This is a genomic window from Nocardia sp. CY15 (genome assembly GCF_009829295.1).
Lineage (GTDB): Bacteria > Actinomycetota > Actinomycetes > Mycobacteriales > Mycobacteriaceae > Nocardia > Nocardia sputi.
The window spans coordinates 181,108-204,332 of sequence record NZ_VUOT01000011.1; the positions used below are offsets into that span (position 1 = coordinate 181,108).

Sequence of the window (23,225 nt, forward strand, 5' to 3'; positions counted from 1 at the left end):
TCCAACCCGCGCGCTGCCGGACATCCTGTTGCTGGTCCGCGCGAGCCGACCGCCCCGCCGACAGTGCGGAGAGACCGCTTCGATTCGGTTGGCATGGCTCACCGGCGTCTTCGCGCCGAACGTTCTCGAGCAGTGGTGGCTGGTGTCCGGGCAGACGAGGAATTCCGCTTCGTCTGCCCGGACACGAGCCCGACCGTGCACCGCCCGCGGAGGGCGGGTCCTCGGAAAGGTGCGCCTGGCCCACCGGACGGATTCAGCGCTCGCGCCGCTGCCCCACCGCGTCGGCCAAGCGGTCCAGCTGGGCGGCAGTGGTTTCCCAGTCCAGGCAAGCGTCCGTGATGGACTGCCCGTAGGTGAGCTCGTCGGCGTGGCCCAGGGTGAGGTCCTGGCGACCCGCCACCAAGAAGCTCTCCAGCATGACGCCGACGACGCCGGACTCACCCGCCGCCGATCGCCTGGCGATTTCGGCGACCACGTCGACCTGCTTGTTGTGGTCCTTGTTGCTGTTGCCGTGGCTGGCGTCCACGACGACGCGCCGAGGCAGCAAAGCCTTCTCCAGCCGCAGGCACGTCTCGGCGACCGAGGCCGCGTCGTAGTTCGTGCCGTTGCTGCCGCCGCGCAGGATCACATGGCAGTCGGGGTTGCCCGTGGTGCGGATGAGCGCGGAGCGGCCGTCGAGATCCGTGCCGGGGAACACATGACTGGCCGCCGCGGCGCGCACACCGTCCACCGCCACCTGGACGTCGCCGTCGGTGCCGTTCTTGATCCCGACAGGCATCGACAGCGCGCTGCTGAGCTGGCGGTGCACCTGGCTGGCCGCGGTGCGCGCGCCGATCGCGCCGTAGGACACCAGGTCTGCGATGTACTGCGGAGTGATCGGGTCGAGGAACTCACAGGCCACCGGAAGACCGAGGGCGGTGATGTCCACCAGCAGCTTGCGGCCGAATCCCAAACCGGTGTTGACGTCGAACGAGCCGTCCAGATGTGGGTCGTTGATCAGGCCCTTCCAGCCCAGGCTGGTGCGCGGCTTCTCGAAGTAGACCCGCATCACCACATGCAGCCGGTCGTCGAGTTCGGCGGCCTTCGCCGCGAGACGGCGCGCGTAGTCCAGCGCGGCGGCGGGGTCGTGCACCGAGCACGGGCCGACGATCACCATCAGGCGATCGTCAGACCCGTTCAGCACGTCGACGGTGGCTTTGCGGCCCGCACGGACGGTGTCGGCGAGGGCATCGGTGATCGGGTGCACGCGACGCACCTCCGCCGGCGAACGTAGCGGACTGATGTTCAGGGTGCGTTGATCATCCAGATCGGAATGCCGCGCGTCGACGTCGGCTGCGGTTGTCATGTCGTGGGTTCCTTTTCTCGGGACCGACCCACGGACGAGAATTCCGCCGAGCCGGTCCAACGTCCGGCTCGGGGTGGAAGTTCGTCAGCGCACGTGGTTGCCGCAGACCAGCCCACCCAGGGCCGGCTTGCTAAACCAGAAATACACGCGCTGCACGTCAGGCACAGTACCAGCCCGCAACCGATCGGTGAACGAGCAGTGCCGCGTGCCACATCTCAGCCCCACTGGCCGGGCACGTAATCTCCGGCCGGAGTCCGGGCGATGACGTTCATCCGGTTCCAAGCGTTGATCATCGCGATGGCGGCGATGAGGGCGGCGATCTGGTCGTCGTCGTAGTGCTTGCGCACGTCCGCCCATACCGCGTCGCTGACCGCGCGTCCGTCGCCGATCCGGGTGGCCTCCTCGGTGAGCGCGAGTGCGGCGCGCTCGGCCTCGGTGAACACGGTGGCCTCGTGCCAGGCGGCGATCAGGTTGAGCCGCGCGGAAGTCTCTCCCGCGTGCGCGGCGTCCTTGGTGTGCATGTCGGTGCAGTAGCCGCAACCGTTGATCTGGCTGGCGCGAATCTTGACCAACTCATAGGTGGCGGCGGGCAGGGTCGAGTCGTTGATCACCTTGGAGGCCATGGTGAGCCGCTTGACGAAGCTGCCGCCGACCGGGTTGGTGAAGAGTTCGAAGCGCTGTTCCATGATGTCCGTCCCTTGTCGTTGCTTTGGGTTCGTCAAGAGGACGACGCGGTGCGCCGGAGTGTGACAACGGCGGGTGCGATGTGGATCACAGCGCCTGAAGCGGCGGCTATTTCGTGAAGTCGTAGGTGACGCCGGTCAGCTTCTCCGACAGCTCCCAGAGTTCGGCGGCGACCTTCTCGTCCTTGGACGCCTTCGACGAGCCGGACGGCCCGGGGAAACCGCGCGTGCCGCCGAGCCCGGTCGGCCCGTAGTAACCGCCGGGCCGGACGTCGGTGGTCGCGGCGTACAGCGTCGGCAGCGCGCCCATCGCAGCGCCCTGCGCGAACAGCCGGTTGCCGAGCCACATCAGCCGATCCTGGATCGACTCGGTGTGCGACTGCAATTCGGTGGCCGCGTAGCCGGGGTGCGCGGCGACCGAGAGCTTCGAGGAGCCCGCAGCGGTCAACCTGCGCTGCAGCTCGCGCGCGAACATCAGGTTGGCCAGCTTGGCCTGCCCGTAGGCAGCCCACCGCTGGTACTTGCGCCGCTCCCAGTTGAGATCGTCGAGATCGATCCGGCCCATCTGGTGCGCGGCGCTGGAGACGGTGACGAACCGTTCGGAAATCTTGTCCAGCAGCAGGCCGGTGAGCGCGAAGTGACCGAGATGATTTGTGCCGATCTGCTTTTCGAATCCGTCGGCGGTGCGGCCCTCGGGCAGAGCCATCACGCCCGCGTTGTTGATCAGCACGTCGGCCCCGTCGACACTCTCGGCGAACGCCCGGACCGACGCGAGATCGGCCAGATCCAGTTCGCGCACGACAGCCCGGTCTCCGAGATCGGCGGCCACGCGCTCCCCCTTGGCCACGTTCCGGCAAGCGAGCACCACCTCGCCCCCCGCCGCGGCCAGCGCGCGCACCGTCTCGGCCCCCAAGCCACTGTTGGCGCCGGTCACGATGAACTTCTTGCCGCTCTGGTCGGGAATGTTCGAGGTATCCCACCTGGTCATAGCGAAAAGTCTAGTGCGCGGTAGCCGCGAGCGGCAGATCCGGACACGCGCGACGGCGTGAAGTAGGGTTGCCTAACCTATATAAGGCACATCTTGGCTTGATTCTTGTGAGGCAGACCGTGACTACCACACCGACCGAGTCCGCGCACCGCGACGGCTACGTCCCCTTTCCGGCGCACACAGCCGCGGAGTATCGAGCCGCGGGGTACTGGGCGGGACGCCCGCTCGGGGACATGCTGCGCGCCACCGCACGCCGGTATCCACAGCGTCCCGCGCTGCTCGATGCGGAGGGCGCGCGCAGCTACGCCGACATCGACGCCGCCGCGGACCGGATGGCCCACGGCTTGCTCTCGCTCGGCATCGCTCCCGGCGATCGCGTGGTGGTCCAGCTCCCGAATGTGCCCGAGTTCCTGACCGTGCTGTTCGGCCTGCTGCGCGCCGGGATCATCCCCGTGCTGAGTCTGCCCGCGCATCGACGGGCCGAAATCGAGCACCTCGCCCGGCTTTCCGACGCGGTCGGGTACATCGTCGCCGACCGGGTGGGCGACTTCGACTACCGCGAACTGGCCACGACCGTGCGGGCGGCGGTGCCCTCGCTGCGCCACGTCCTGGTGCTCGGGGACCCCGGCCCGTTCACCGCCCTGACCTCGATCCCGTGCGACGGCGGCGAGCTACCCGAGAGCGATCCGGGCGACATCGCCCTCATGCTGGTCTCCGGCGGCACCACCGGCCTGCCGAAGCTGATCGCGCGCACTCACGACGACTACGTCTACAACGCCACCGCCAGCGCCGAGGTGTGCGAACTGACCGAACAGGACGTATATCTCGCGACGCTGCCCGCCGCACACAACTTCCCACTGGCCTGCCCCGGGATCCTCGGCACCATCGGAGTCGGGGCGGCGGTCGCCTTCGTCGGCGACCCCAGCCCCGAGAGCGCGTTCGCCGCGATCGAGCGGCACCGTGTCACGGTCACCGCGGTGGTGCCGCCGCTGGCCCAGCTCTGGTGCGCCGCCACCGAATGGGAGACGGCCGACCTGAGCTCGTTGCGTCTGCTGCAAGTGGGCGGCGCGCGACTGGCCGAGGTCAACGCGAAGGAAGTGACCCCGGCGCTGGGCGCGACCCTGCAACAGGTGTTCGGCATGGCCGAGGGCCTGCTCAACTACACCCGGCTCGACGATCCGGCCGAACTGCTGCACACCACCCAAGGCCGTCCGCTCTCACCCGCCGACGAGGTCCGCGTGGTGGACGGTGACGGCAACGATGTGCCGCCCGGCGCGGAGGGCGAACTGCTGACCAGGGGGCCGTACACGATTCGCGGCTACTACCGCGCACCCGAGCACAACGCCCGCGCGTTCACCCCCGACGGTTTCTACCGCAGCGGCGACCTGGTCCGCCGCCTGCCCAGCGGGCATCTCGTGGTGTCCGGCCGAATCAAGGACGTGATCAACCGCGGCGGCGAGAACATCTCCTGTGACGAGCTCGAGGAACATCTGCTCGCCCATCCCGCCGTCCGGCATGCCGCCGCCATCGGGCTGCCCGACCCGGCATTGGGCGAAAAGGTCTGCGCCGTACTGGTCGTCGACGGCGAGATGCCGACGCTGGCACAGATCAAGACCTTCCTCGCCGACCGCGGCCTTGCCACCTACAAGCTGCCGGACGTCCTGCGCCGCAGTGACAAGCTGCCGGTCACCGCGGTCGGCAAGATCGACAAGAAAGCATTGCGCGCCGAGCAGTAGTGGCGCCGAAGGCTATGCCTTCACCACGTAGGGCGCGATGCTGCCCAGTTTTTCGCAGGTCTCCTCGAACTCGCGCTCGGGCCGCGACTGCCCGACGATGCCCGCGCCCGCGCGCAGCCACGCACCTTCGGTGTTCTGATACACCGCGCGCAACACGAGGGTCGCCTCCAGCGCGCCGGTCGGTGAAACGGTCACCACCGCACCGGAATACAAACCGCGAGGGTCGTGATCGAGCCGGAACACCGAGTCGACTCCCGCACGCTTCGGGATTCCCGAAGCGGTCACCGACGGGAACAGCACCTCCAACGCGTCCCAGCTGGACCGGCCCGCGGCCAGCCTGCCGCGCACCGTGGAGGCCAGATGCTGCACACTGCCGCGCTCGCGCACGGCCATGAAGTCCGAGACCGCGGGTGTGCCGGGATCGGCGACGGCCGCGATCTCCGCGAACGAGGTCTGGACCGAAATCGCGTGCTCGACGATCTCTTTCGGATCGGTGACCAGGTCGGCTCTGGCGGCGAGGTCGGCGGTGGCGCCGCGACCGAAGGCTCGGGTACCCGCCAGCGGCTCGGTGGTCACCACCCGCTGCTCGTCCACGGAGGCGACCAGTTCGGGGCTGAAGCCGGCCGCCTCCAAATCGCCGAGCCGCAGCAGGAACGACCGCGCCGGCGTGTTGTGGGCGCGCCCGAGCCGATAGGTGGCCGGAACGTCGACCGCGAACGGCAGATCGACCTTCCTGGACAGGATGACCTTTTGGTACCGCCCGGCCTGGATCTCGCCGACCGCCTCGGCAACCCGGTCCCGGTACCCGGTGGGATCGATGCGGATATCGGCCGGATGCGCCCGCGGCAGTTCGGTGTCCTGCGACTGCGCGATCAGGTCGTGGATGTCTCCGGTCTCCGCCGGCGTCGCGCCCGATATCCGGACGCCGAATTCACCGACCCGGACCTCGATACGGGGGATCATCAGATGCGCCACCGTGGTGCGCGAGTCCAAGTGCTCGGTGGCGTCGAGGGTCCACGCGCAGAACTCGAATCCGATCCATCCGTATGCGTTTCGGCCCTCGAGGGGCAGCGCGGCGAGCGCACGGTCGAGCACCCCCGCCGGATTGCCTTGCCAGGCACTGGTCGTCGTCCGGCCTTCCCAGGTGACGCGCAGTTCCCGCACATCCAGTTCGACACTGCCGATCGGATCGGCGGCGAACACCCATTCCTCCGGACGCTCGTACATCACGTACTCGCCGAACCGATCCGCCCCCGCCAGCCGGGACATCGCTGCCGCCGGATCGGTCACATACTCAACCCGCAGGCGTTCCGTGGTCGACAACGATCCTCCAAAGGTTACCCTGGCCTAACTTATGGAGGTAAGGTTAGCATTACCTGCTTCGTCGCGCGGGTGTGCTCGCGAACACACCGCGAACCAGGAGCGATCAATTCGAGCGGACGGTCGGCGCGTAATCGAACGACGCGCAACGCGATCTGTGCTGCTACGCGGCCCGCGCGCCATCGCGGACCCGTCCCCCGCGACCGATCGCGCTTCGCCGCGGGAACGCTCGACCGGCCGCGCACGCACGACATCCCTGCCGCCTGGTCCGAACTCACCGTGCCGACTGCCTGCGCGGAGTAGACCCGCCGGGATTGAATAGTGGAGAGCGTCACCTGCGGAGGGAAGAACATCGATGATCGATCACCGCGGCGATTCACCCGCGACAGCCCGGCCCGGGACCGCACCGCAATCGGTGGTGGCCCTGATCGACGCCGCCTCGGGGGTGGAGCGCGAACTCGTCGGCAAGTGGCTTGCCGATGGCGGGATCGGCGCGGAGTTCGGCACCGACGCGCCGGTCACCCAATTGGACCTGGACGCGGGCGCCGTCGCCACCCGGCTGGTCGGCAGGCGCGACGATCCGCTCGTGGTGCCGATCCGCGTGCTGTGGCTGCCGCCGGAGCGCGACGGCGTCCGCCGGGTCACCTTCGCCGATCTCGTCCTGCTCACCAACCCGCGCAAGCCCAACCGGCTGGCGCAGCGCAGGCTGCTGTCGAAGTCACCGGACCGGTATGTCGTGCTGACCGGCGCGCCCGCCCGGCTCAGCGAACTGCGCGTGAACCACCCGGAGGCTTCCGCGCTGTTCGAGAAGGGCAACGCCGAGCCGTTCGCCCGCGCCGTCGTGCGCGCGGCGGTGGTGGCGCTCGAACGCGCCGAACGCACCGTCATCGGTGACCGGTACAAGGTGCCCAGGCTGGTCGCGGAGGAAATCCTCGACTCCCCCGACTTCTCGCGCAGGCTGGAGCTGATCGCCGATCAGATCGGGGCGAGCCCGCACGAGGTGTACCGCCGCGCGGAGAAGGCGCTCAACGAACTGGTCGCCGCCCAGAGCAGGCTGGTCTCCGACCTGTTCACCCAAGCCATGCGGCCGGTGCACGCCTCGACCTGGAAGGTGGACCCCGACGAGTCCGGCCTGACCGGGTTGCGCGACCTCAACCGCCGCTATCCGCTGGTGTTCCTGCCCTCGCACCGCTCCTACGTCGACGCGTTCGTACTGGGAGACGTGCTGGCCCGCAACGACTTCCCGCCGAACCACGTGATCGGCGGCGCGAACCTCGGCTTCTGGCCGATGGGCCCGATCGCCCGACGCACCGGAACGGTGTTCATCCGGCGCAGTTTCGGCGACGACGAGGTCTACAAGGCCGTCGTCGAAGAGTACTTCGCCTATCTGCTGGCCAAGCGCTTCAACCTGGAGTGGTACTTCGAAGGCGGCCGCACCCGCACCGGAAAGCTGCGCCCGCCACGCTACGGCTTGCTGAACTACCTCGCCGCGGCGGTGCGTTCGAACCGTATCGATGACGTCATGCTGGTTCCGGTCTCCATCACCTACGAGCGGCTCAACGAGCTCGGAGCCATCGCCACCGAGCAGGTCGGCGGCAAGAAGAAGCCCGAGGGGCTGACCTGGCTGGCGCGCTACATCCGGAGTCAGCAGCATTCCGCCGGGCACGTGTACGTCCGCTTCGGCGAGCCGCTGTCGGCGCGCGACCGGCTCGCCGCGCACGGCGATCCGATGACCTCCCCCCCGCTGACCATCCCGCTGCATCACATGGAGCCGATCCCGCCGCCACGCACCGAAGCCGGAGTCGTCGACAGCGACCCGCCGGAAGTCGCCGAATTGGAGCGGAAGGCCGTGCAGCGGCTGGCGTTCGAAGTCGCGGTCGGGATCAACGCGGTTACTCCGATCACGGTCAACGCGTTGGTCACCCTGGCGCTGCTGGGTGTGGACGGACGCGCACTCACCCTCGGTGAGGTGCGCACGGTGCTCGCCCCGGTGCTCGGCTACATCGACAAGCGCGAGCTGCCGCGCGGTGAACTCGACGCGCTACGCGACGAGCAGGGCCTGGCCGTGGTGCTGGAACAGCTTTCGCTGACGAAGGTGGTCACGGTATATCGCGGCGGGATCGAGCCGGTGTACTCCATCGAGTCCGGCGCGCATCTGGAGGCCGCTTTCTACCGCAACAGCGCTGTGCACTGGTTCGTCAACCGAGCCATCCTCGAGCTGTCCATCCTCGCCGCGGTCGACGCCGGCGACACCGACGCCCTACAGAGCGGTTGGGACGAGGCGTTCCGGCTGCGCGACCTGCTGAAGTTCGAGTTCTTCTTCCCCGAGCGCGGTGAGTTCGCCGACCAGATGGTCGCGGAGATGCTGCTGGTGGATCCGGAATGGTACAGCCACTCCCGCCGCGACACCCTCGGCTCGGACATCCTGGCGAAGCTCACCGCTTCCGGCTTCACGATGGCCCACCGCGTGCTGCGCTCGTTCGTCGACGCGCAGTTGGTGGTGGCCGAACGGCTGGCCGGCCGGGATGTGGGCGAGCAGATCGACCGCAAGGAGTTGATCACCGAGTGCGTGGCCGTCGGCAAGCAGATGATGCTGCAGCAACGGTTACACAGCCCGGAATCGGTCTCCACCGAGTTGTTCACCAGCGCGCTGAAGCTGGCCGACAACTACGGCCTGCTGGAAACCGTGCCCGACGACGAACCCGCCACCCCCGGCGCGGAATCGACCCGGCTTCGCACGGAATTGGCACGGCGCAGAATCGAGTTCGCCGAGCGCCTGCGCGCCATCGGCGCCCGCATCGCGCAGGCCGCCGCCCTGGACCCGTCCAACCTGGAGGCGCGGTGAACGATCGACGCGGAAATAGCGCGGCCCTGGAGGAGGCTCGATGACCGACGCGCGCGCTGACCTCGACGCCGCGATCACCGCCATCCGCTCCGGGCCGCAGGGCCGCGCGGTCGCCGCGTTCTTCGATTTCGGCGGCACGGTCGTCGACGGCCCCGGCCCCCGGCACGGGCTGCGCCGCCGCAAACCCGCCGACGTGCTGCTCGGCGGCATCCGAAACCACATGACCGACGGCGAATACAGCCAGTTCTTGCGCGAGCTCTCCGAGACGCTGGCCGGACGCTTCGAGCAGGAACTGGACGACCTGGGCAGGCGCCTGTTCAAGCGCACTCTCTACGGGCACCTGTATCCCGAAGCGTGGCAGCTGATCAGGACCCACCAAGCGGCCGGGCACACCGTCGTGCTGGTCAGTTCGCTGACCGGCTTCCAGGTGACGCCCGCCGCGGCGCAGCTGGGCATCGAACACGTTCTGTACACGCCCATGGCGACCCGCGACGGCGTGCTCACCGGCTATCCCGATGGGAAGACGCTGTGGCGCAACGGCAAGGCCGACGCGGTCGCCGAGTTCGCCGCCGCGCACGAGGTGGATCTCGAAGACAGCTACGCCTACGCGGGCGCGATCGCCGACCAGCCCACGCTGTCGCTGGTAGGTCATCCGGTGACGGTGAATCCCGACGACGCGCTGGCCGAGATGGCCGACCGGGAGCACTGGGCCAGGGTGACGTTCCGGCCGCGCCGCCCGCCGCGCGCGAGCGACTACGCACGCACCACCGCGGGCTTCGCCGGACTGCTCGGCGGAGCGCTGTACGGAGTCGCGTCGAAAGCGCCGACGAAGGACCGGCAGCTGATGGCCGACGCGCTGATGGCGCACGCGGCGCGCAATACGCTGCGCATCGCGGGAGTGCATCTACGGGTCACCGGCGCGCGAAACGCGCGATCGCCTCGCCCGGCGGTCTTCTTGTTCAACCATCAGAGTCAGTTCGACATCATCATCGTGCCCGCCGTACTGGGCGGCGGCGTGACCGCCATCGGCAAGAAAGAGCTGACCAAGAATCCCGTCTTCGGGCCGCTCATGCGCTTCGTCGGCGCGACGTTCATCGATCGCAGGAATACCGAGCTGGCCAAGGCGGCGTTGCGACCGGTGGTGGAGACTTTACGCGGCGGCTTGTCGGTCGCGGTGTCCCCGGAGGGAACTCGCTCCTACACCCCCGAGGTCGGCCCGTTCAAGAAAGGCGCGTTTCACATCGCGATGCAGGCCGGAGTGCCGGTGATCCCGGTCGTCATCCGGAACGCGGGCGAGGTCTGCTGGCGCAACGCGATGGTCGCCCGCCCCGGAACGGTGGACGTGGCGATCCTGGACCCGATCGACGTCAGCGCGTGGGATCCCGGCGATATGGACCACAACGTGGCGCAGGTGCGCCAGTTGTTCATCGACACGCTCTTGGATTGGCCCCGCTGATCGGCCGGTTTGCGCCCGCGCCCGACAGCGGTATTGACCTCAATAATTATTGAGGTTTCATCATGGTCTCCACCGGAGTGAATACTTCAGACGAGGAGACCATCATGTCGACCACCACAGCACCCGCCCTCCGCATTCCCGCCGTCAACCGGCCGGTCGCGATCCTCGGTAGCGTCGCCGTCACGGTGGCGGTCAACCTGATCGTATGGATGCTCGGCTTGGCAGCCGGCGGCTCGTTCGAGACGACCGATGCCGGTGAGACTTCCGAGGTCACGGCGAGCGTGGTAGTCGTCTCCTCCGCCGTGCCACTGATGATCGGCATGATCGCGGCCGCGTTGCTGTCCTACCTGTGGGTGGGCGTGCTGCGGGTGGCTCAGGTGGTCGGCGCGGCGCTGGCGGTGGCGACCATCGGCCTGACCCTCGCGGCGGATTTCGACCTCGTCAGCACCCTCGCCCTGTCGGCCATGCACGTGGTGCTGGCTCCGGCGCTCGTCGTCGGCCTCGAGGCGATGCGCAACCGGCTCGGCCGCTGACCGGATACAACAGCGGGTCCCGCTTCCCCGCGGAAGCGGACCTGTTGGCGTGGCTCAGACCGCGCGGCCGAACAGCAGCTTCCACGGCATCAGCGCCGACTCGAGCTGCACCTTGAGGCTCATTTTGGACGCGCCGAGCGTCCGCTCCTCGAACCGGATCGGAACCTCGGCGATCACGAACCCCTTCTTGATGGTGCGGTAGTTCATCTCGACCTGGAAGGAGTAGCCGTTGCTGCGGATCGAGGCCACCTCGATGGCGCGCAGCGTGTCGGCCTTCCATGCCTTGAAGCCCGCGGTGGCGTCCTTGACGCCCAAACGCAGGATCAGGTTCACGTAGAAGTTTGCCCAGGCCGACAGCGCCTTGCGGTACCACTTCCATTCGGCGGCCGTCGAGCCGCCCGGGACGTAGCGGGAACCGAGCACCACGCCCGCCTCGGTAGTCGACAGCTTCTCCAGCATGGCCGGGATGACTTCGGCCGGGTGCGACAGGTCGGCGTCCATCTGGATCACCACGTCGGCGCCCTCATCCAGCGCCCGGGTGATACCCGCGACGTACGCCCGGCCGAGACCGTCCTTCTCGGTCCGGTGCAGCACACCCACCACGTTCGGCAGTTCGGCGGCGAGCTTGTCGGCCACCTCGCCGGTGCCGTCCGGCGAGCTGTCGTCGACCACGAGTACGTGCAAGTCGGGCACCGGCAGCGCGGTCAGCCGCTCCACCGCAACCGGCAAGTTCTCCCGCTCGTTGTAGGTCGGCACAACAACGGTAACCCTCAAGGGTCGCCCTCCCTGCTGATCCTGGTTTCCGCTCGCAGCCCACGCCAGGACCTCCGAGCAATCGTCGAGTTCTGGAGAACCGTACTCGATACTCCTGATCGCGAGCTGAGCGGCCGCGCCCCGCGCGACGGCGTCCGAGCCCGCGACCTGCGGCTCAAGATCAACTTCACCGTCCGGGGGAAGGCTGCTCCCGTGCCGCCTCAGTCTCCGTCGCGCCAGGCCCGATCGCGGGCGTCTTCTCGCTCGTTGCGCGCATGCGCGATCTCGAGCGCTCGTTCCGCCGTCGCCTTGTCCGGATACGGCCCCATCCGGTCGCGGAACCAGCACTGCCGCCCTTGCTCGGCCCGATTGTGCTTCAAGCAGTAATACCAGCGCTCAGCCATGCCTTCAGCATCCCACCGAACACCACACCTCAACCGCATTTCCGTGGACCCATCGCGCTTCTGGCGACGCCATTCACCGCCGAGATCTACCAAAGGCTCCGGTAATGGACGAACGCGTCCCACAGGAGAACCACACCGAAGATCGCGAAGAGTATCCGCACCGAACTCGGCCCGTAAGCGGTGATAACGCGAACTACGTTCCGATACATCCGCCGCGCTCCGGTCGTGCGCCGCATCGCGAGGCCGAGTATCACCAACGGCGGCAGCAGTGCGAGCGCGCAATAAGCGACGATGATCAGCGGCCACAACGTAGGTAGCGGATTTCGGGCGGAGATCATCGCGAGCCCAGCGAGATAAGGGACCGCGGTCGGCGCCTGTGCGATTCCGATCACCACGCCGATTCCGGCGAGCATCCACGGCCGACGTCGCAAGGTAGTCGCCGGTTGCGGGGGCGCGGTTCCGGTCATCCGAATGCCGGCGAGAACGAGCAACACCACGCCGGCGGCGAGCTCACCCCAATACCGCACCGCCGGAGTTATCCGGAAGTCGATCAGATCGGTCAGAAAGCCGATACCCAGTACGGTGCAGACGCCGAAGGCGGTGGTGACGGCGAAGACGCCCGCCAGCAAGCTCAGACCGCCCACCAGCGGCGAGCGACGGCTCAGCCTGCTGTCGTAGACCACGGCCGCGGTGACGCCGATCAGCAGCAGATCGAGCGAGTCCAGGAAGGCGAACCCCGCGAGCGCAAGGAGAAGGGTCGACATGTCCGCGCCAGCCTACCCGCGACACGCAGATCGACCGCGGCTCCTGTTGTGAACCTCTCTGCACCGCTGTGGGATTCACCACATCGGACCCACAGCCACGCCCAGGCAATCGCGCATCAACCCTCACTCGGTCGGCGAGACCCGGTCGACAGCGTCGCCCACGGACACCCTCGGCAGGGATCAATCAGGGGCCGCCCGCCGGTCGACCTCGATCAACCGAGGAGCGTTGGAACTGACTCCACCGAGGAACGGTCGACATGCACCAACCAAGGGAGATCCCTCGAGAGAAGTCGACCAGGGAGACCTATCGACAGAAATCAACCAAGGTAGGCCCGTCGGCACAGGCCATCCAAGGGACACCGATCGACATGGACCACCAAGGAAACTCGGTGAACGTAGCGGCCCAGGGCGCGATCCCGGGAACCACCCGGACGACACCCACCAGACGCAACCACAAGTCCGGGGGTCCGGGGGCGAAGCCCGCCAGGCGGGGCGTGGGGGTTGCACCCCCACAGAACATGACGAAACGAGAACGGCCCACGCTCTCCGTGAGCATGGGCCGCCTACGAGTGGAGTGGCCAGGGCCGGGATCGAACCGGCGACCTTCCGCTTTTCAGGCGGACGCTCGTACCAACTGAGCTACCTGGCCGCAGGCACCCGAAGTGAATGCCATACGCGAAACGCCGGAAATCTCCGGCGCTTCTTTGCGACCCTGACGGGACTCGAACCCGCGACCTCCGCCGTGACAGGGCGGCGCGCTAACCAACTGCGCCACAGGGCCATGCTCTGCTACCAACGATCCGAAGACCGTACCCCCTACGGGATTCGAACCCGCGCTACCGCCTTGAAAGGGCGGCGTCCTAGGCCGCTAGACGAAGGGGGCTCGTCCCGGATTTCTCCGGACCGGCTTTCAACGGCTGTCCGTTGGGAGCTGGGATAGCTTATGACAGACCGGACCGGAATCCCAAACCGGCTGGTCAGAGGCTCAAACCGAGTTCCTCCAAGCGGGCTTGCGCGCGCCAGCCGTCGCTGCGGAACTTCTCCAGCCATTCCGGGGTGGCCATCGCCTCGACCACGACCTCCAGCGCCTCCTCGAACCGCGCCCGCAGATCGACCTGTCCGCCGAGCAGGTCCACCATGTACCGCTGGCCGGCCAGCGCGGCCGCGAGCGTGCGGGTGAACCGATCGGGATCGGCGTCCGCTCGCAGCTGCCCGTGGTCGATCGCGCGGATGGTGAGCACCCTGGTCGTGCGACCGAGGATGCGACCGCCGCCCGCCTGCACGTCACGGTAGAAATCCGGTTCGATGATCAAGCGGTACTCGGCCTGCACGATGATGTCGTGCTCGAGCCGCAGCGCGATCTCGTCGACCACCCCGTGCAGGATGTCCAACGGACTCAGGTCCGTTCGGGCCAGCCAGCGCTCGGCGGAGGCGCGGTAGCGTTCCACCGCCGTCTCCAGCACCGCGCGCGCCAGATCTTCTTTCGAATCGAAATGGAAGTACATGGCGCCCTTGGTGGCACGCGACCCTTCCAATATGCGGTTGAGCGATGCAGCGGCATAGCCGCTCTTCCCGAACTCAACGGCGGCGGACCTGATAATCGCCGCCCGTGTCCGGCGCGCCCGCTCTTGCTGCCGTGCCATGCTCGAAACGCCTCCGAAGCCTACTCGCCGCCAATCAGCCACCCCCGAAGGAACGGACCCTCGGCGCGAATTCATGAGTTTTTATCGATACTTCAAACCCGGTTTTCGCCCGATTTCAAACTCTCGGTACGAAAACTCGCGAAAAACCTGAAACACACCAGCTGGTATAGTTTGCCTGCCCGGGTGCGCCGCAGGGGGTGCGCATCCGGGCATTTCTTCGTCTCGAACGTGCCTCCTCCTGCGGCATCGAGTTCCGTCGAACCGTGGCCGGCCGGACCGGCCGCGGCGCCTTCGGACACAGCAACGACAATCCGAATTCCGCGGCGCCGACCGAGTCGGCGATTCTTTCGGAATTCACCAAGGCGTCACGGTACCCGGAATCCCGTTCCGACACGCGGCAAACCGAGGAGTAAGCGCGCCATCCGATTCCGATTTCTGTTACGGCAAATATTCGGCAACCTAAACGCGTCGTCCGATGGGTGCGCGAATTAGCCAGCGGCCCAGGGAGGTTCACTCGAGCCGACCGGCAACCCGGGCGCCCGACCGCCGCCCACACTTCGCCCGCCAACTCATGCCACGAGTCTTCCCCGCCCCGGGACGTTCACCCCCTGCAAATCCAAAGAGATTGTCAGCCAACATGATTGGATGATATCCAGATCCGGGTAAGATGAACAAAGCTGGGTACCAAATGTTTACCGCCTGCATCGCCCCCTCCACACGGCGCGTTACCCATCCTCGCGCGCCGCGCGACGCACCCGGGCGTGCCACGCCGACTTCCCCATCCATCCCGCCTCCCGACACGAACTCCCCCGATTGGGGCTTCCGGCCCCGACCGCACTACACTGTTCCTCCGCGCCCCTATAGCTCAGTTGGTAGAGCTACGGACTTTTAATCCGCAGGTCGTAGGTTCGAGCCCTACTGGGGGCACAAGTCGGGCGCCCGGTCACTCCGGGCGCCCGACCTGTTTCACGAAGTTCTCCGCCGGGAGGCACCGGCTGAGCGGCATCGAAGCACCCGCACGAAGCCTCCTCACCTGCTGCGCACGACGCCTCCGCCGGGTGCGACACCGCGGCCCGCTTTCGGAACGGCCGGATGCCGGAGTCGGGGCCCGATCCCGCCGCGCGGCGACCGCGACTGGCCGTAGGATCTGAGGTTGCCCATGGCCGGTGGCCCCACCGCCGAAGAACTGGAGCAATCCGTGCAGGCAGAAGACCTGAGTGGCGGCGGCCGCGACATCGATCGAGGTACCGATACCGACTCGGGCGAGGCTGGGGAGGACTGGCGCGACTGGCTCGCGGATTCCGACGCGGAGGACGAGGGCGTGGCGTCCGCACGGTTCGAGGATCGCCGGAATGCGGCGGCGGCCGAAACGAGCGCGGCGACAGTCGATGGCGGTCACAGTCACTACTACGACCGACCTCCCGATCAGGCGCTGATCGACCGGTCCGGTGGCGGAGGGCGTGCCTCGGCGTCGTTGCCGTCCCGACCGCGTCGGCGCGAACCGCGTGGATTCAGGCCGCTGGCGGCCATCGGCGTAGTTCTCGGCGTCGTGACCCTGGTTGTGAGCGTGCTCGTCATCACTGTCAGCACCGACAAGGCCACAACGCTGAAGCGCGAAGCCGCGGTCGCCTCGACCACGGTCGCTCCCGCGTCGACCACCGTCGTGACCGCCTCGACCATTGTGACGGCACCGCCCACGGCGGCCGCGCCGCCGCACGCTCACACCATGCCCGGATGTACGCAGGCTCGTTCCGAGGGACGGGTTTCGGGCACCGGACCGGGCGGCACGGGGAACGGGCCCGATGCCATCCTCGCGTTCGAGCACGCGTACTACGTGCTGCGCTCCGGCGCCGCCGCGCGGGCCGTCGTCGAGGGTGCCGCGATACCGGACGCCGAGGGTATACAGCGCGGCATCGACCAGGTGCCTGTCGATACCCGGTACTGCGTGGAGATCAGTGCCCTGTCGGACGGTCGGTACCTGGTCGACCTGTCCGAGCAGTGGCCCGGCGAAACGGCGGCGACCTTCACCCAGGTCGTGACCGTGACCAGCCGTGACGGCCGGACCCTGATCACAGCGATAGCCCCCGCCTGACCGACGTGGGGGCGGCTGCCCGGCCATATCTGTATTGCAGATCGCATGACGCACCGCGACACGGGCCGTATGTGGCCACCGGCTATCTCCCGGATGGGCACGACTCACCACGACCGCCGGTACCCACCCTGGCGAAACGCCGACAACACGGACTCGATGTGACAGTCCGACACACTCGGCCGCCGCACCAGTCAGGCAGCGATTGTGCGATCGAGCACGGTCCGCTAACGATCTCGAGCCCGCGTCGATAGTCCCCTCGCCGCGGGTATTCCTCATACACTCTTGAGGATCACTGAACGGCGATGACGTCGTATGAGGTAGATCACCAGGGCATCGATCGTCTAACAGATGCGTTTCGCATCACACCTACGGTGCCGTAAGGTATGGCCGCATCGGTATCGGTCTACCTTGGGATGACCTGCACGACCGGAAGCACACACTGAAGGGTTCATACATGGCAAGGGATCTGACTCAACTCGAGCTTCTGACGGAGTTGGAGCCGGTTGCCGAAGAAAACGTCAACCGGCACCTCTCCCTGGCAAAGGAATGGCATCCGCACGACTACGTCCCGTGGGACGACGGCCGCAACTTCGCGGCACTCGGCGGCGTGGATTGGGATCCCGAGCAGTCTCGGCTCAACGAGGTCGCGAAGGCCGCCATGGTCACCAATCTGCTCACCGAGGACAACCTTCCCTCGTATCACAGGGAGATCGCCGAGAACTTCTCTCAGGACGGCGCATGGGGCACCTGGGTGGGCCGCTGGACCGCCGAGGAGAACCGCCACGGCATCGTGATGCGGGATTACCTCGTCGTCACCCGCGGCGTTGATCCGGTCGCCCTCGAGGAAGCCCGGATGGTCCACATGACCAACGGCTTCGCCTCCCCCGCCGAAGCCGATGCCGGCTTCCTGCATTCCGTCGCGTATGTCACCTTCCAGGAGCTCGCCACCCGGGTCAGCCACCGCAACACCGGCAAGGTGTGCGACGACCCGATCGCCGACCGCATGCTGCAGCGCGTCGCCGCCGACGAGAACCTGCACATGATCTTCTACCGCAATATGTGCGGCGCCGCCCTCGACCTGACCCCCGATCAGGCCATCGAGGCGATCACGCTGATTCTGGAGAACTTCCAGATGCCCGGCGCCGGCATGCCCAACTTCCGCCGTAACGGCGTGCTGATGGCCAAGCACGGCATCTACGACCTGCGCCAGCACCTGGAGGAGGTCGTCCAGCCGGTGCTGAAGAAGTGGAACATCTTCGAGCGCACCGACTTCACCCCCCGTGGCGAAGCGGTCCGCGATCGCCTCGGCCTGTTCCTGGACAAGCTCGCCAAGGACGTCGTCAAGTTCGAGGAGCAGCGCGATCGCATGCTCGCCCGCGAAGCCGCCAAGCGCGACCGCCAGATGGCGGGCAGTTCCGTAGGCTGACCGCGCGCAGCGACGCACGACGCCGCCGCCGTCCGGGCTTCCCGGCGGCGGCGCTGTATGAGCGGGCCGGTGTGCCGACATGCGCACTGGGCGAACGACCCGCTCCGGCCCACTTACGTGCGCAAATGAGACACTGGTCGGCGTGACGTTGACTACCGAGGCGATGGCCAAGCTGCGGATCGGGCCGTATCCGGTCGATCCGCCGGTCGTGCTCGCGCCGATGGCGGGCATCACGAATCTGGCGTTTCGCAAGTTGTGCCGCGAATTCGGCAGCCCGACCTCGATCTACGTGTGCGAGATGATCACCGCGCGGGCGGTGGTCGAGCGCAACGAGAAGACGCTGCACATGATGTCCTTCGACGCCGACGAGCACCCGCGCTCGATGCAGCTCTACGGTGTGGACCCGGCGACGCTCGGCGAAGCGGTGCGGATCATCGTCGGCGAGGGCTGGGCCGACCACATCGATCTCAACCTCGGCTGTCCCGTGCCCAAGGTCACCCGCCTCGGCGGCGGCGCCGCCCTACCGTACAAGCGGACGCTGTTCCGACGCATCGTGCGCGCCATGGTGGCCGCCGCGGAACCCGCGGGAGTTCCGGTCACCGTGAAGTTCCGCATCGGCATCGATGACGACCACCTCACCTACCTGGACGCGGGACGCATCGCCGAAGCCGAAGGCGCGCGTGCGGTCGCGTTGCACGCCCGCACGGCGGCGCAACGGTACTCCGGGCAGGCCGACTGGACCGCGATCGCCCGCCTCAAAGAGGCCGTCACCTCCATTCCGGTGCTGGGCAACGGCGACATCTTCTCCGCCGCCGACGCGGTTCGCATGATGGACGAGACGGGCTGCGACGGCGTGGTGGTCGGTCGGGGCTGCTTGGGCAGGCCGTGGCTGTTCGCCGAGTTGCAGGCGGCGCTGCGCGGCGAGCCGCTGCCCGCGGCGCCCGATCTGGGCCGGGTCGGCGCGGTGCTGTACCGGCACGGCGCTTTGCTGTCGGAGCATCTCGGAGAGGACAAGGCCATGCGCGATCTGCGCAAGCACATGGCCTGGTACCTGATGGGATTCCCGGTGGGCGCGGACCTGCGGCGCGCGTTCGCCACCGTGGGCAGCCTCGCGCAGCTGGAAGACCTTGTCGGACAGCTCGATCCCACCGCGCCCTTCCCGAAGGACGCGGAAGGCCCGCGCGGCCGTCAGGGCTCGCCGGGCAAGGTCGCGCTGCCGCATGGTTGGCTCGACGACCCGGACGATCCGGCGGTGCCGCAGGCCGCCGATGTGATGCACAGCGGCGGCTGATCGGGCAACCTCATAGCGACCAACAGCTCCGAACACCGCTGTGACCTGTTCGATTTCGCCGTGGGGTGGACCCCTGTGGCGGAATCGTTATCATTACGGGATCGGTGCCGCCGGTCCGGTTCGACCCAGGCGGAAAGCAAGACGAAAAGCGAGGTTCGTTGGTGGGTGACGATCGGCACGGGCGTTCGCCACGGCCCGGAGGTCGCGCCCCGTGGGAGCGGTATCCCGCGGAGGACTCTCCCGACCGGGACGCCGCACGCACGTCTCGCCGTTCGCGCCATACCGACGCCACCCCGGACCAGAATTCCGCCCCCCTGACGGTCCAGGATCTCGTCCAGCGGGTCGATAACGAGCGCAGTGGCCGTCGAGGCCGCCGCGCCGAGCCCACCCAATCGGATCCGTCCGCCGCGCCGAGCCGAGGTCGCCGCACGGAATCCGGCCCGGCGGCCCCGGCCGCCGCCAACGGCCGGGGCCGCCCCGCCGAGCCGACGCCACCGATTCCCGGCTCCCCGGCGAACCGAGGTCGGCGCCCTGAGTCGCTACCGCCGCAGGCCGGCCCCCCCTCGGCACGAATCAACCGTGCCGAAGCGCGGCAGGAAGCTCCTCGCAGGCCGGCCGACCCGGCCGCCGCCAATGGCCGCGGCGCCGCGGCCGGTCCCCGGCGCGCGCCGGATACACCACCTCCACGCCAGACGGGTAGCTCGCCGGTGGTTCAGGACATCACGGGAGCCACACCGGCCGCCCGCGCGGCGACCCGCCGCCCCGCCGAGCGCACGGCGCCCGATGCGCCGGTCGCGCGTCCCGAGCCGGAGCAGGCCGAAGAGGTCACCGACGTAATCCCCTCGATCGACGAACCGACGCGCGCGCTACGCAAGGGCGTGGGCTGGCCGACCAAAGACGGCAAGAGCGCCAAGCCGAAGGCCGTCGGCACCGCCCAGACCCGCCTGCAGGCCTCCCGGGAGCGCCGCAACAAGCGGCTACGCGCCACGGGACGAACCGGACTGGCCTTGAGCGCCGCGCTCGCGCTGCTGGTCACCGGCGGCGGCTGGAGCTACTTGCAGTCGACTACCGACAGCTTCACTCAGGTGTCGGCACTGGACGAGAACTCAGAGGACATCGTCGATTCCAACGCCCAACTCGGCGACGAGAATTACCTGCTCGTCGGCACCGATACCCGTGCAGGGGCCAACGGCAAGCTCGGCGCGGGCACTTTGGACGATGCCGAGGGCGCCCGCGCCGACACCACCATGCTGGTCCACATCCCGAAGTCCCGGAATCGGGTCGTCGTAGTCTCCTTCCCGCGCGACCTGGACGTGACCAGGCCCCAGTGCTATGGGTGGGACAACGAGAAAAACAAATACACCGACGAGAAGTTCCCGTCTGCCATGGGCGACAAGCTCAACGCCGTCTACAATCTCGGCGGCCCGATGTGCCTCGTCTCCACGATTCAGCGCCTCACCGGCGCGTCGATCAATCACTTCATCGGCATCGACTTCGCCGGTTTCGAGTCGATGGTCAACCAAATCGATGGCGTCGAGGTCTGCGCGTCCAAGCCGCTCGTGGACGACGTGCTCGGCACCATCCTCGAGCAACCGGGCAAGCAGCGCATCGACGGCCAAACCGCGCTCAACTACGTGCGCGCCAGGCATGTCTACGGCGAGGAGCGCAGCGACTACGACCGCATCAACCGGCAGCAACGCTTCCTCGCTTCGCTGCTACGCGGCACCCTGTCCAGTAAGGTGCTGTTCAATCCGGGCAAGCTGAACGGCTTCATCAGCGCGTTCAGCCAGCACACCTGGGTCCAGAAGGTAGAACCGAGCGACCTTCTGATGCTGGGACGCTCACTGCAGAAGATCGACGCGGGCGCGGTCACCTTCATCACCGTTCCGACCGCGGGCACGACCTCCTACGGCAACGAGATTCCCCGTGAATCCGACATCAAGGCGATCTTCAAGGCGATCCGCGACGATCAGCCGCTGCCGGGAGAGAAGCCGTCCGTGCACGCGAACGCACCCGCTCCCGCCCCAGCCGCGCCAGGAACCGCCAAATACCGGGCGGCGGATCCCTCCACCGTCTCGCTGCTGGTGTCCAACGGCTCCGGCATCGAAGGGCTGGCGCGCACGGCGGCCGCCAAGCTGGGCAACCAGGGCTTCACGATCTACAACACCGGCAACTACGCCAACGGCACCTCCCCGACGACGAAGGTCCGCTACGCCCCAGGCCTGGAGGCCGAGGCCGCGACCGTGGCGACCTCGATCCCCGGCGCGACCATCGAGGCCGCCGACGATCTCGGCGGCATCGTCGAGGTCGTCATCGGAGGCGACTCGAAGGCCGGCGTCACGGTGAAGGCGCCGACGCCGGTCGGTGACGAGATCACCAACGTCGCAACGAGCACCGCGACGGATTCAACGCCTGCCGTGCTGCCGTCGGACTTGGAACACGTCAACGCGGCCGACGAAATCTGCAAGTAGGGCTCTGCGCACACCGAAGGACGAAGGTGCGACACAGACCACAATGTTCGTGATGTCATCGTTTCGAAATCGGACAGGTGCTGATCGCGGTCATTGACGCATCAACGGCAACCTCCGCGCTAATGATGCACACCGGTCATTCACTCCCTGTTCGTGACTTGGTCAGCGCAGCGAACTAGTGTCAGCTGTTATGCGTGTCATCTACAACGAGCAAATGGCCGAGCTCGCCCACCTGCTGGGCGAGATGGCCGGGTTGGCCGGCTCGGCCATGGAGCGGGCTACCCAAGCTCTGCTCCAGGCGGACCTCGCGCTGGCGGAGCAGGTGATCGGCGAAGCCGACCGGATCGCCGAGCTGATCCAGGACGCCGAGGAGAAGGCCTTCGCTCTGCTCGCGCTGCAGGCGCCGGTCGCCGGTGATTTGCGGCAAGTGGTGAGCACGATCCAGATCGTCGCCGACGTGAACCGAATGGGCGCGCTCGCGTTGCATGTGGCCAAGGTCGCGCGCAGGCGTCATCCGAACCACGCGCTACCGGAGTCCGTCAACGGCTACTTCGCCGAGATGGGCCGCATCGCGGTGAACATGGGAGCCGGCGCGCGCGAGGTGCTGGAGACCCGCGACCCGGAGCGCGCGGCACAGTTGAACGAGGACGACGAGGCGATGGACGATCTGCACCGTCACCTCTTCACACTGCTCATGGACCGGGATTGGAAGTACGGCGTGGCGGCTGCCGTCGATGTCACGCTGCTCGGTCGCTACTACGAGCGCTTCGCCGATCACGCGGTTGAAATCGGCCGCCGTGTCATCTTCTTGGTCACCGGCGTGCTCCCGCCGGACCCCGACGCGGAGAAATAAGCGAAAAGCCTGCTGCGCTTGACGTTTCGCATGCGGCGGTTGCTAGATCGGCCGCACGGGGCGGGAGTGCTCTGGTATTGCGTTACGCCGGAGGGTGTCCGGTCGGAAGGGGGGCGTTATGAACGTCGATCCAGCGGAGCTGCGCGGGTTGGCCGCGTCGATGGACGAGATCGGCTGCGATATCGGCGCTTTGACCGTGCGTGCCACCACCGATGCTCTCGGTAGTGTTCTGCCCGGTTCGGCGCTGAGCGATGTATGTTCCACCGTGGGTACGAATGTCGACGACGCATGGCGGTGATGGCCATGCGCGGTAAACGAGTTTCGAACATCGGGAAACGCGGCGCCGCGAACTACGAAGTGTCCGACCAAGAGTTCCGCGCCGGCCTCGACGCGATGGACGCGCAGTTGTGAGGTCGACGAGCACGACGCCCACCGGACCGTAGGCACCGACAACGGCGAAATCGGCCGCGCCCGCTAGTACTTGGGTTCTAGGAACGCTCGGCACGAGCGGGCAGCCTCCGCTGTATCGAAGTCGCGATATCTGAGCGAGAACGAGCGCATCCATATCGCTGACCGGCGGCGAGAGCGGGCGGGTATCCGCACGATCGCGGGCGAGCTGGGA

Annotated in this window: 20 protein-coding genes and 4 tRNA genes; 12 read left to right on the forward strand and 12 right to left on the reverse strand. The window is 67.6% G+C overall.

The annotated features are described in order from the left end of the window. Positions 1–253: 253 nt before the first annotated feature. From GVY39_RS15985 to GVY39_RS15995, 3 genes are all read right to left on the reverse strand, one after another. Positions 254–1,345 (reverse strand): 3-deoxy-7-phosphoheptulonate synthase, encoded by a 1,092-nt coding sequence (locus GVY39_RS15985; RefSeq protein ID WP_159925114.1) that lies wholly within the window; start codon positions 1,343–1,345, stop codon positions 254–256. A gap of 215 nt (positions 1,346–1,560) precedes the next feature. Continuing rightward, positions 1,561–2,031: a carboxymuconolactone decarboxylase family protein gene (locus GVY39_RS15990; RefSeq protein ID WP_159925116.1), complete on the reverse strand. Its 471-nt coding sequence runs from the start codon at positions 2,029–2,031 to the stop codon at positions 1,561–1,563. A 106-nt stretch (positions 2,032–2,137) separates the two neighbouring features. Further along, positions 2,138–3,016 (reverse strand): oxidoreductase, encoded by an 879-nt coding sequence (locus GVY39_RS15995; RefSeq protein WP_159925118.1) that lies wholly within the window; start codon positions 3,014–3,016, stop codon positions 2,138–2,140. Between the two features lie 119 nt (positions 3,017–3,135). On the opposite strand from GVY39_RS15995, the gene GVY39_RS16000 reads away from it, so the two are divergent. Then, positions 3,136–4,752 carry a (2,3-dihydroxybenzoyl)adenylate synthase gene (locus GVY39_RS16000; RefSeq protein ID WP_159925120.1) on the forward strand — a complete coding sequence of 539 codons (1,617 nt, stop codon included), beginning with the start codon at positions 3,136–3,138 and terminating at the stop codon, positions 4,750–4,752. 12 nt (positions 4,753–4,764) lie between these two features. On the opposite strand, the gene nbtS is transcribed toward GVY39_RS16000, so the two are convergent. Next, positions 4,765–6,075, reverse strand: coding sequence for a nocobactin biosynthesis salicylate synthase NbtS (nbtS, locus tag GVY39_RS16005; protein WP_159925122.1), 1,311 nt, complete (start codon positions 6,073–6,075; stop codon positions 4,765–4,767). 352 nt (positions 6,076–6,427) lie between these two features. Between nbtS and GVY39_RS16010 the strand changes: the two genes are divergently transcribed. The 3 genes from GVY39_RS16010 to GVY39_RS16020 all read left to right on the forward strand — a co-directional run bounded on the left by GVY39_RS16010 (position 6,428) and on the right by GVY39_RS16020 (position 10,906). Continuing rightward, on the forward strand, positions 6,428–8,917 hold the full coding sequence (locus tag GVY39_RS16010; RefSeq protein ID WP_159925124.1) for a glycerol-3-phosphate 1-O-acyltransferase: 2,490 nt from the start codon (positions 6,428–6,430) through the stop codon (positions 8,915–8,917). Positions 8,918–8,957: 40 nt separating this feature from the next. Next, a complete protein-coding gene (locus GVY39_RS16015; protein WP_159925126.1) occupies positions 8,958–10,373 on the forward strand; it encodes an HAD-IB family hydrolase in 1,416 nt (471 codons plus the stop codon). Between the two features lie 104 nt (positions 10,374–10,477). Beyond that, the gene (locus GVY39_RS16020; RefSeq protein WP_159925128.1) at positions 10,478–10,906 is read left to right on the forward strand and encodes a DUF6069 family protein; all 429 of its coding nucleotides are present in this window, start codon (positions 10,478–10,480) and stop codon (positions 10,904–10,906) included. Between the two features lie 54 nt (positions 10,907–10,960). Here the strand turns inward: GVY39_RS16020 and GVY39_RS16025 are convergent, their stop codons facing one another. The 8 genes from GVY39_RS16025 to GVY39_RS16060 all read right to left on the reverse strand — a co-directional run bounded on the left by GVY39_RS16025 (position 10,961) and on the right by GVY39_RS16060 (position 14,769). After that, positions 10,961–11,680, reverse strand: a complete 720-nt coding sequence (locus tag GVY39_RS16025) for a polyprenol monophosphomannose synthase (protein ID WP_255466173.1) — start codon at positions 11,678–11,680, stop codon at positions 10,961–10,963. 200 nt (positions 11,681–11,880) lie between these two features. Further along, the gene (locus tag GVY39_RS16030) at positions 11,881–12,063 is read right to left on the reverse strand and encodes a hypothetical protein (protein ID WP_159925130.1); all 183 of its coding nucleotides are present in this window, start codon (positions 12,061–12,063) and stop codon (positions 11,881–11,883) included. Positions 12,064–12,149: 86 nt separating this feature from the next. Beyond that, entirely contained in the window at positions 12,150–12,827 is a 678-nt protein-coding gene (locus GVY39_RS16035; RefSeq protein WP_159925132.1) for a GAP family protein, read from the reverse strand. 575 nt (positions 12,828–13,402) lie between these two features. Further along, positions 13,403–13,476 (reverse strand) — tRNA-Phe (locus GVY39_RS16040). 58 nt (positions 13,477–13,534) lie between these two features. After that, a tRNA-Asp gene (locus GVY39_RS16045) sits at positions 13,535–13,608 on the reverse strand. A gap of 29 nt (positions 13,609–13,637) precedes the next feature. Continuing rightward, positions 13,638–13,710, reverse strand: a tRNA-Glu gene (locus GVY39_RS16050). A 94-nt stretch (positions 13,711–13,804) separates the two neighbouring features. Then, positions 13,805–14,470 carry a TetR/AcrR family transcriptional regulator gene (locus GVY39_RS16055; RefSeq protein WP_159925134.1) on the reverse strand — a complete coding sequence of 222 codons (666 nt, stop codon included), beginning with the start codon at positions 14,468–14,470 and terminating at the stop codon, positions 13,805–13,807. Between the two features lie 92 nt (positions 14,471–14,562). Then, entirely contained in the window at positions 14,563–14,769 is a 207-nt protein-coding gene (locus tag GVY39_RS16060) for a hypothetical protein (protein WP_159925136.1), read from the reverse strand. Between the two features lie 555 nt (positions 14,770–15,324). Here GVY39_RS16060 and GVY39_RS16065 point away from each other — a divergent pair. The 8 genes from GVY39_RS16065 to GVY39_RS34985 all read left to right on the forward strand — a co-directional run bounded on the left by GVY39_RS16065 (position 15,325) and on the right by GVY39_RS34985 (position 23,014). Continuing rightward, positions 15,325–15,397 (forward strand) — tRNA-Lys (locus tag GVY39_RS16065). A gap of 226 nt (positions 15,398–15,623) precedes the next feature. Beyond that, positions 15,624–16,562: a hypothetical protein gene (locus GVY39_RS16070; RefSeq protein ID WP_159925199.1), complete on the forward strand. Its 939-nt coding sequence runs from the start codon at positions 15,624–15,626 to the stop codon at positions 16,560–16,562. Positions 16,563–17,016: 454 nt separating this feature from the next. Further along, positions 17,017–17,988: an acyl-ACP desaturase gene (locus tag GVY39_RS16075; RefSeq protein ID WP_159925201.1), complete on the forward strand. Its 972-nt coding sequence runs from the start codon at positions 17,017–17,019 to the stop codon at positions 17,986–17,988. A 163-nt stretch (positions 17,989–18,151) separates the two neighbouring features. After that, the gene (dusB, locus tag GVY39_RS16080; RefSeq protein ID WP_159925209.1) at positions 18,152–19,279 is read left to right on the forward strand and encodes a tRNA dihydrouridine synthase DusB; all 1,128 of its coding nucleotides are present in this window, start codon (positions 18,152–18,154) and stop codon (positions 19,277–19,279) included. Between the two features lie 707 nt (positions 19,280–19,986). After that, positions 19,987–21,750 carry an LCP family protein gene (locus tag GVY39_RS16085; protein ID WP_236565482.1) on the forward strand — a complete coding sequence of 588 codons (1,764 nt, stop codon included), beginning with the start codon at positions 19,987–19,989 and terminating at the stop codon, positions 21,748–21,750. A 190-nt stretch (positions 21,751–21,940) separates the two neighbouring features. Further along, positions 21,941–22,603: a phosphate signaling complex protein PhoU gene (phoU, locus tag GVY39_RS16090; protein ID WP_159925205.1), complete on the forward strand. Its 663-nt coding sequence runs from the start codon at positions 21,941–21,943 to the stop codon at positions 22,601–22,603. Between the two features lie 118 nt (positions 22,604–22,721). Then, positions 22,722–22,901: a hypothetical protein gene (locus GVY39_RS16095; RefSeq protein WP_159925207.1), complete on the forward strand. Its 180-nt coding sequence runs from the start codon at positions 22,722–22,724 to the stop codon at positions 22,899–22,901. Continuing rightward, complete coding sequence (locus GVY39_RS34985) at positions 22,892–23,014, forward strand: hypothetical protein (protein ID WP_255466174.1); 123 nt, start codon at positions 22,892–22,894, stop codon at positions 23,012–23,014. The genes GVY39_RS16095 and GVY39_RS34985 overlap by 10 nt, the downstream gene beginning before the upstream one ends. Positions 23,015–23,225 lie beyond the last annotated feature (211 nt).

Excerpts from the sequence above, each read along its gene's own strand:
- phoU (WP_159925205.1), top strand. The coding sequence starts at position 21,941 with ATGCGTGTCATCTACAACGAGCAAATGGCCGAGCTCGCCCACCTGCTG.
- GVY39_RS15985 (WP_159925114.1), bottom strand. The coding sequence starts at position 1,345 with ATGACAACCGCAGCCGACGTCGACGCGCGGCATTCCGATCTGGATGAT.
- GVY39_RS16075 (WP_159925201.1), top strand. The coding sequence starts at position 17,017 with ATGGCAAGGGATCTGACTCAACTCGAGCTTCTGACGGAGTTGGAGCCG.
- GVY39_RS16030 (WP_159925130.1), bottom strand. The coding sequence starts at position 12,063 with ATGGCTGAGCGCTGGTATTACTGCTTGAAGCACAATCGGGCCGAGCAA.
- GVY39_RS15990 (WP_159925116.1), bottom strand. The coding sequence starts at position 2,031 with ATGGAACAGCGCTTCGAACTCTTCACCAACCCGGTCGGCGGCAGCTTC.
- dusB (WP_159925209.1), top strand. The coding sequence starts at position 18,152 with ATGGCCAAGCTGCGGATCGGGCCGTATCCGGTCGATCCGCCGGTCGTG.
- GVY39_RS16055 (WP_159925134.1), bottom strand. The coding sequence starts at position 14,470 with ATGGCACGGCAGCAAGAGCGGGCGCGCCGGACACGGGCGGCGATTATC.
- GVY39_RS16015 (WP_159925126.1), top strand. The coding sequence starts at position 8,958 with ATGACCGACGCGCGCGCTGACCTCGACGCCGCGATCACCGCCATCCGC.
- GVY39_RS16035 (WP_159925132.1), bottom strand. The coding sequence starts at position 12,827 with ATGTCGACCCTTCTCCTTGCGCTCGCGGGGTTCGCCTTCCTGGACTCG.
- GVY39_RS34985 (WP_255466174.1), top strand. The coding sequence starts at position 22,892 with ATGGCGGTGATGGCCATGCGCGGTAAACGAGTTTCGAACATCGGGAAA.
- GVY39_RS16020 (WP_159925128.1), top strand. The coding sequence starts at position 10,478 with ATGTCGACCACCACAGCACCCGCCCTCCGCATTCCCGCCGTCAACCGG.
- GVY39_RS15995 (WP_159925118.1), bottom strand. The coding sequence starts at position 3,016 with ATGACCAGGTGGGATACCTCGAACATTCCCGACCAGAGCGGCAAGAAG.
- GVY39_RS16010 (WP_159925124.1), top strand. The coding sequence starts at position 6,428 with ATGATCGATCACCGCGGCGATTCACCCGCGACAGCCCGGCCCGGGACC.
- GVY39_RS16095 (WP_159925207.1), top strand. The coding sequence starts at position 22,722 with ATGAACGTCGATCCAGCGGAGCTGCGCGGGTTGGCCGCGTCGATGGAC.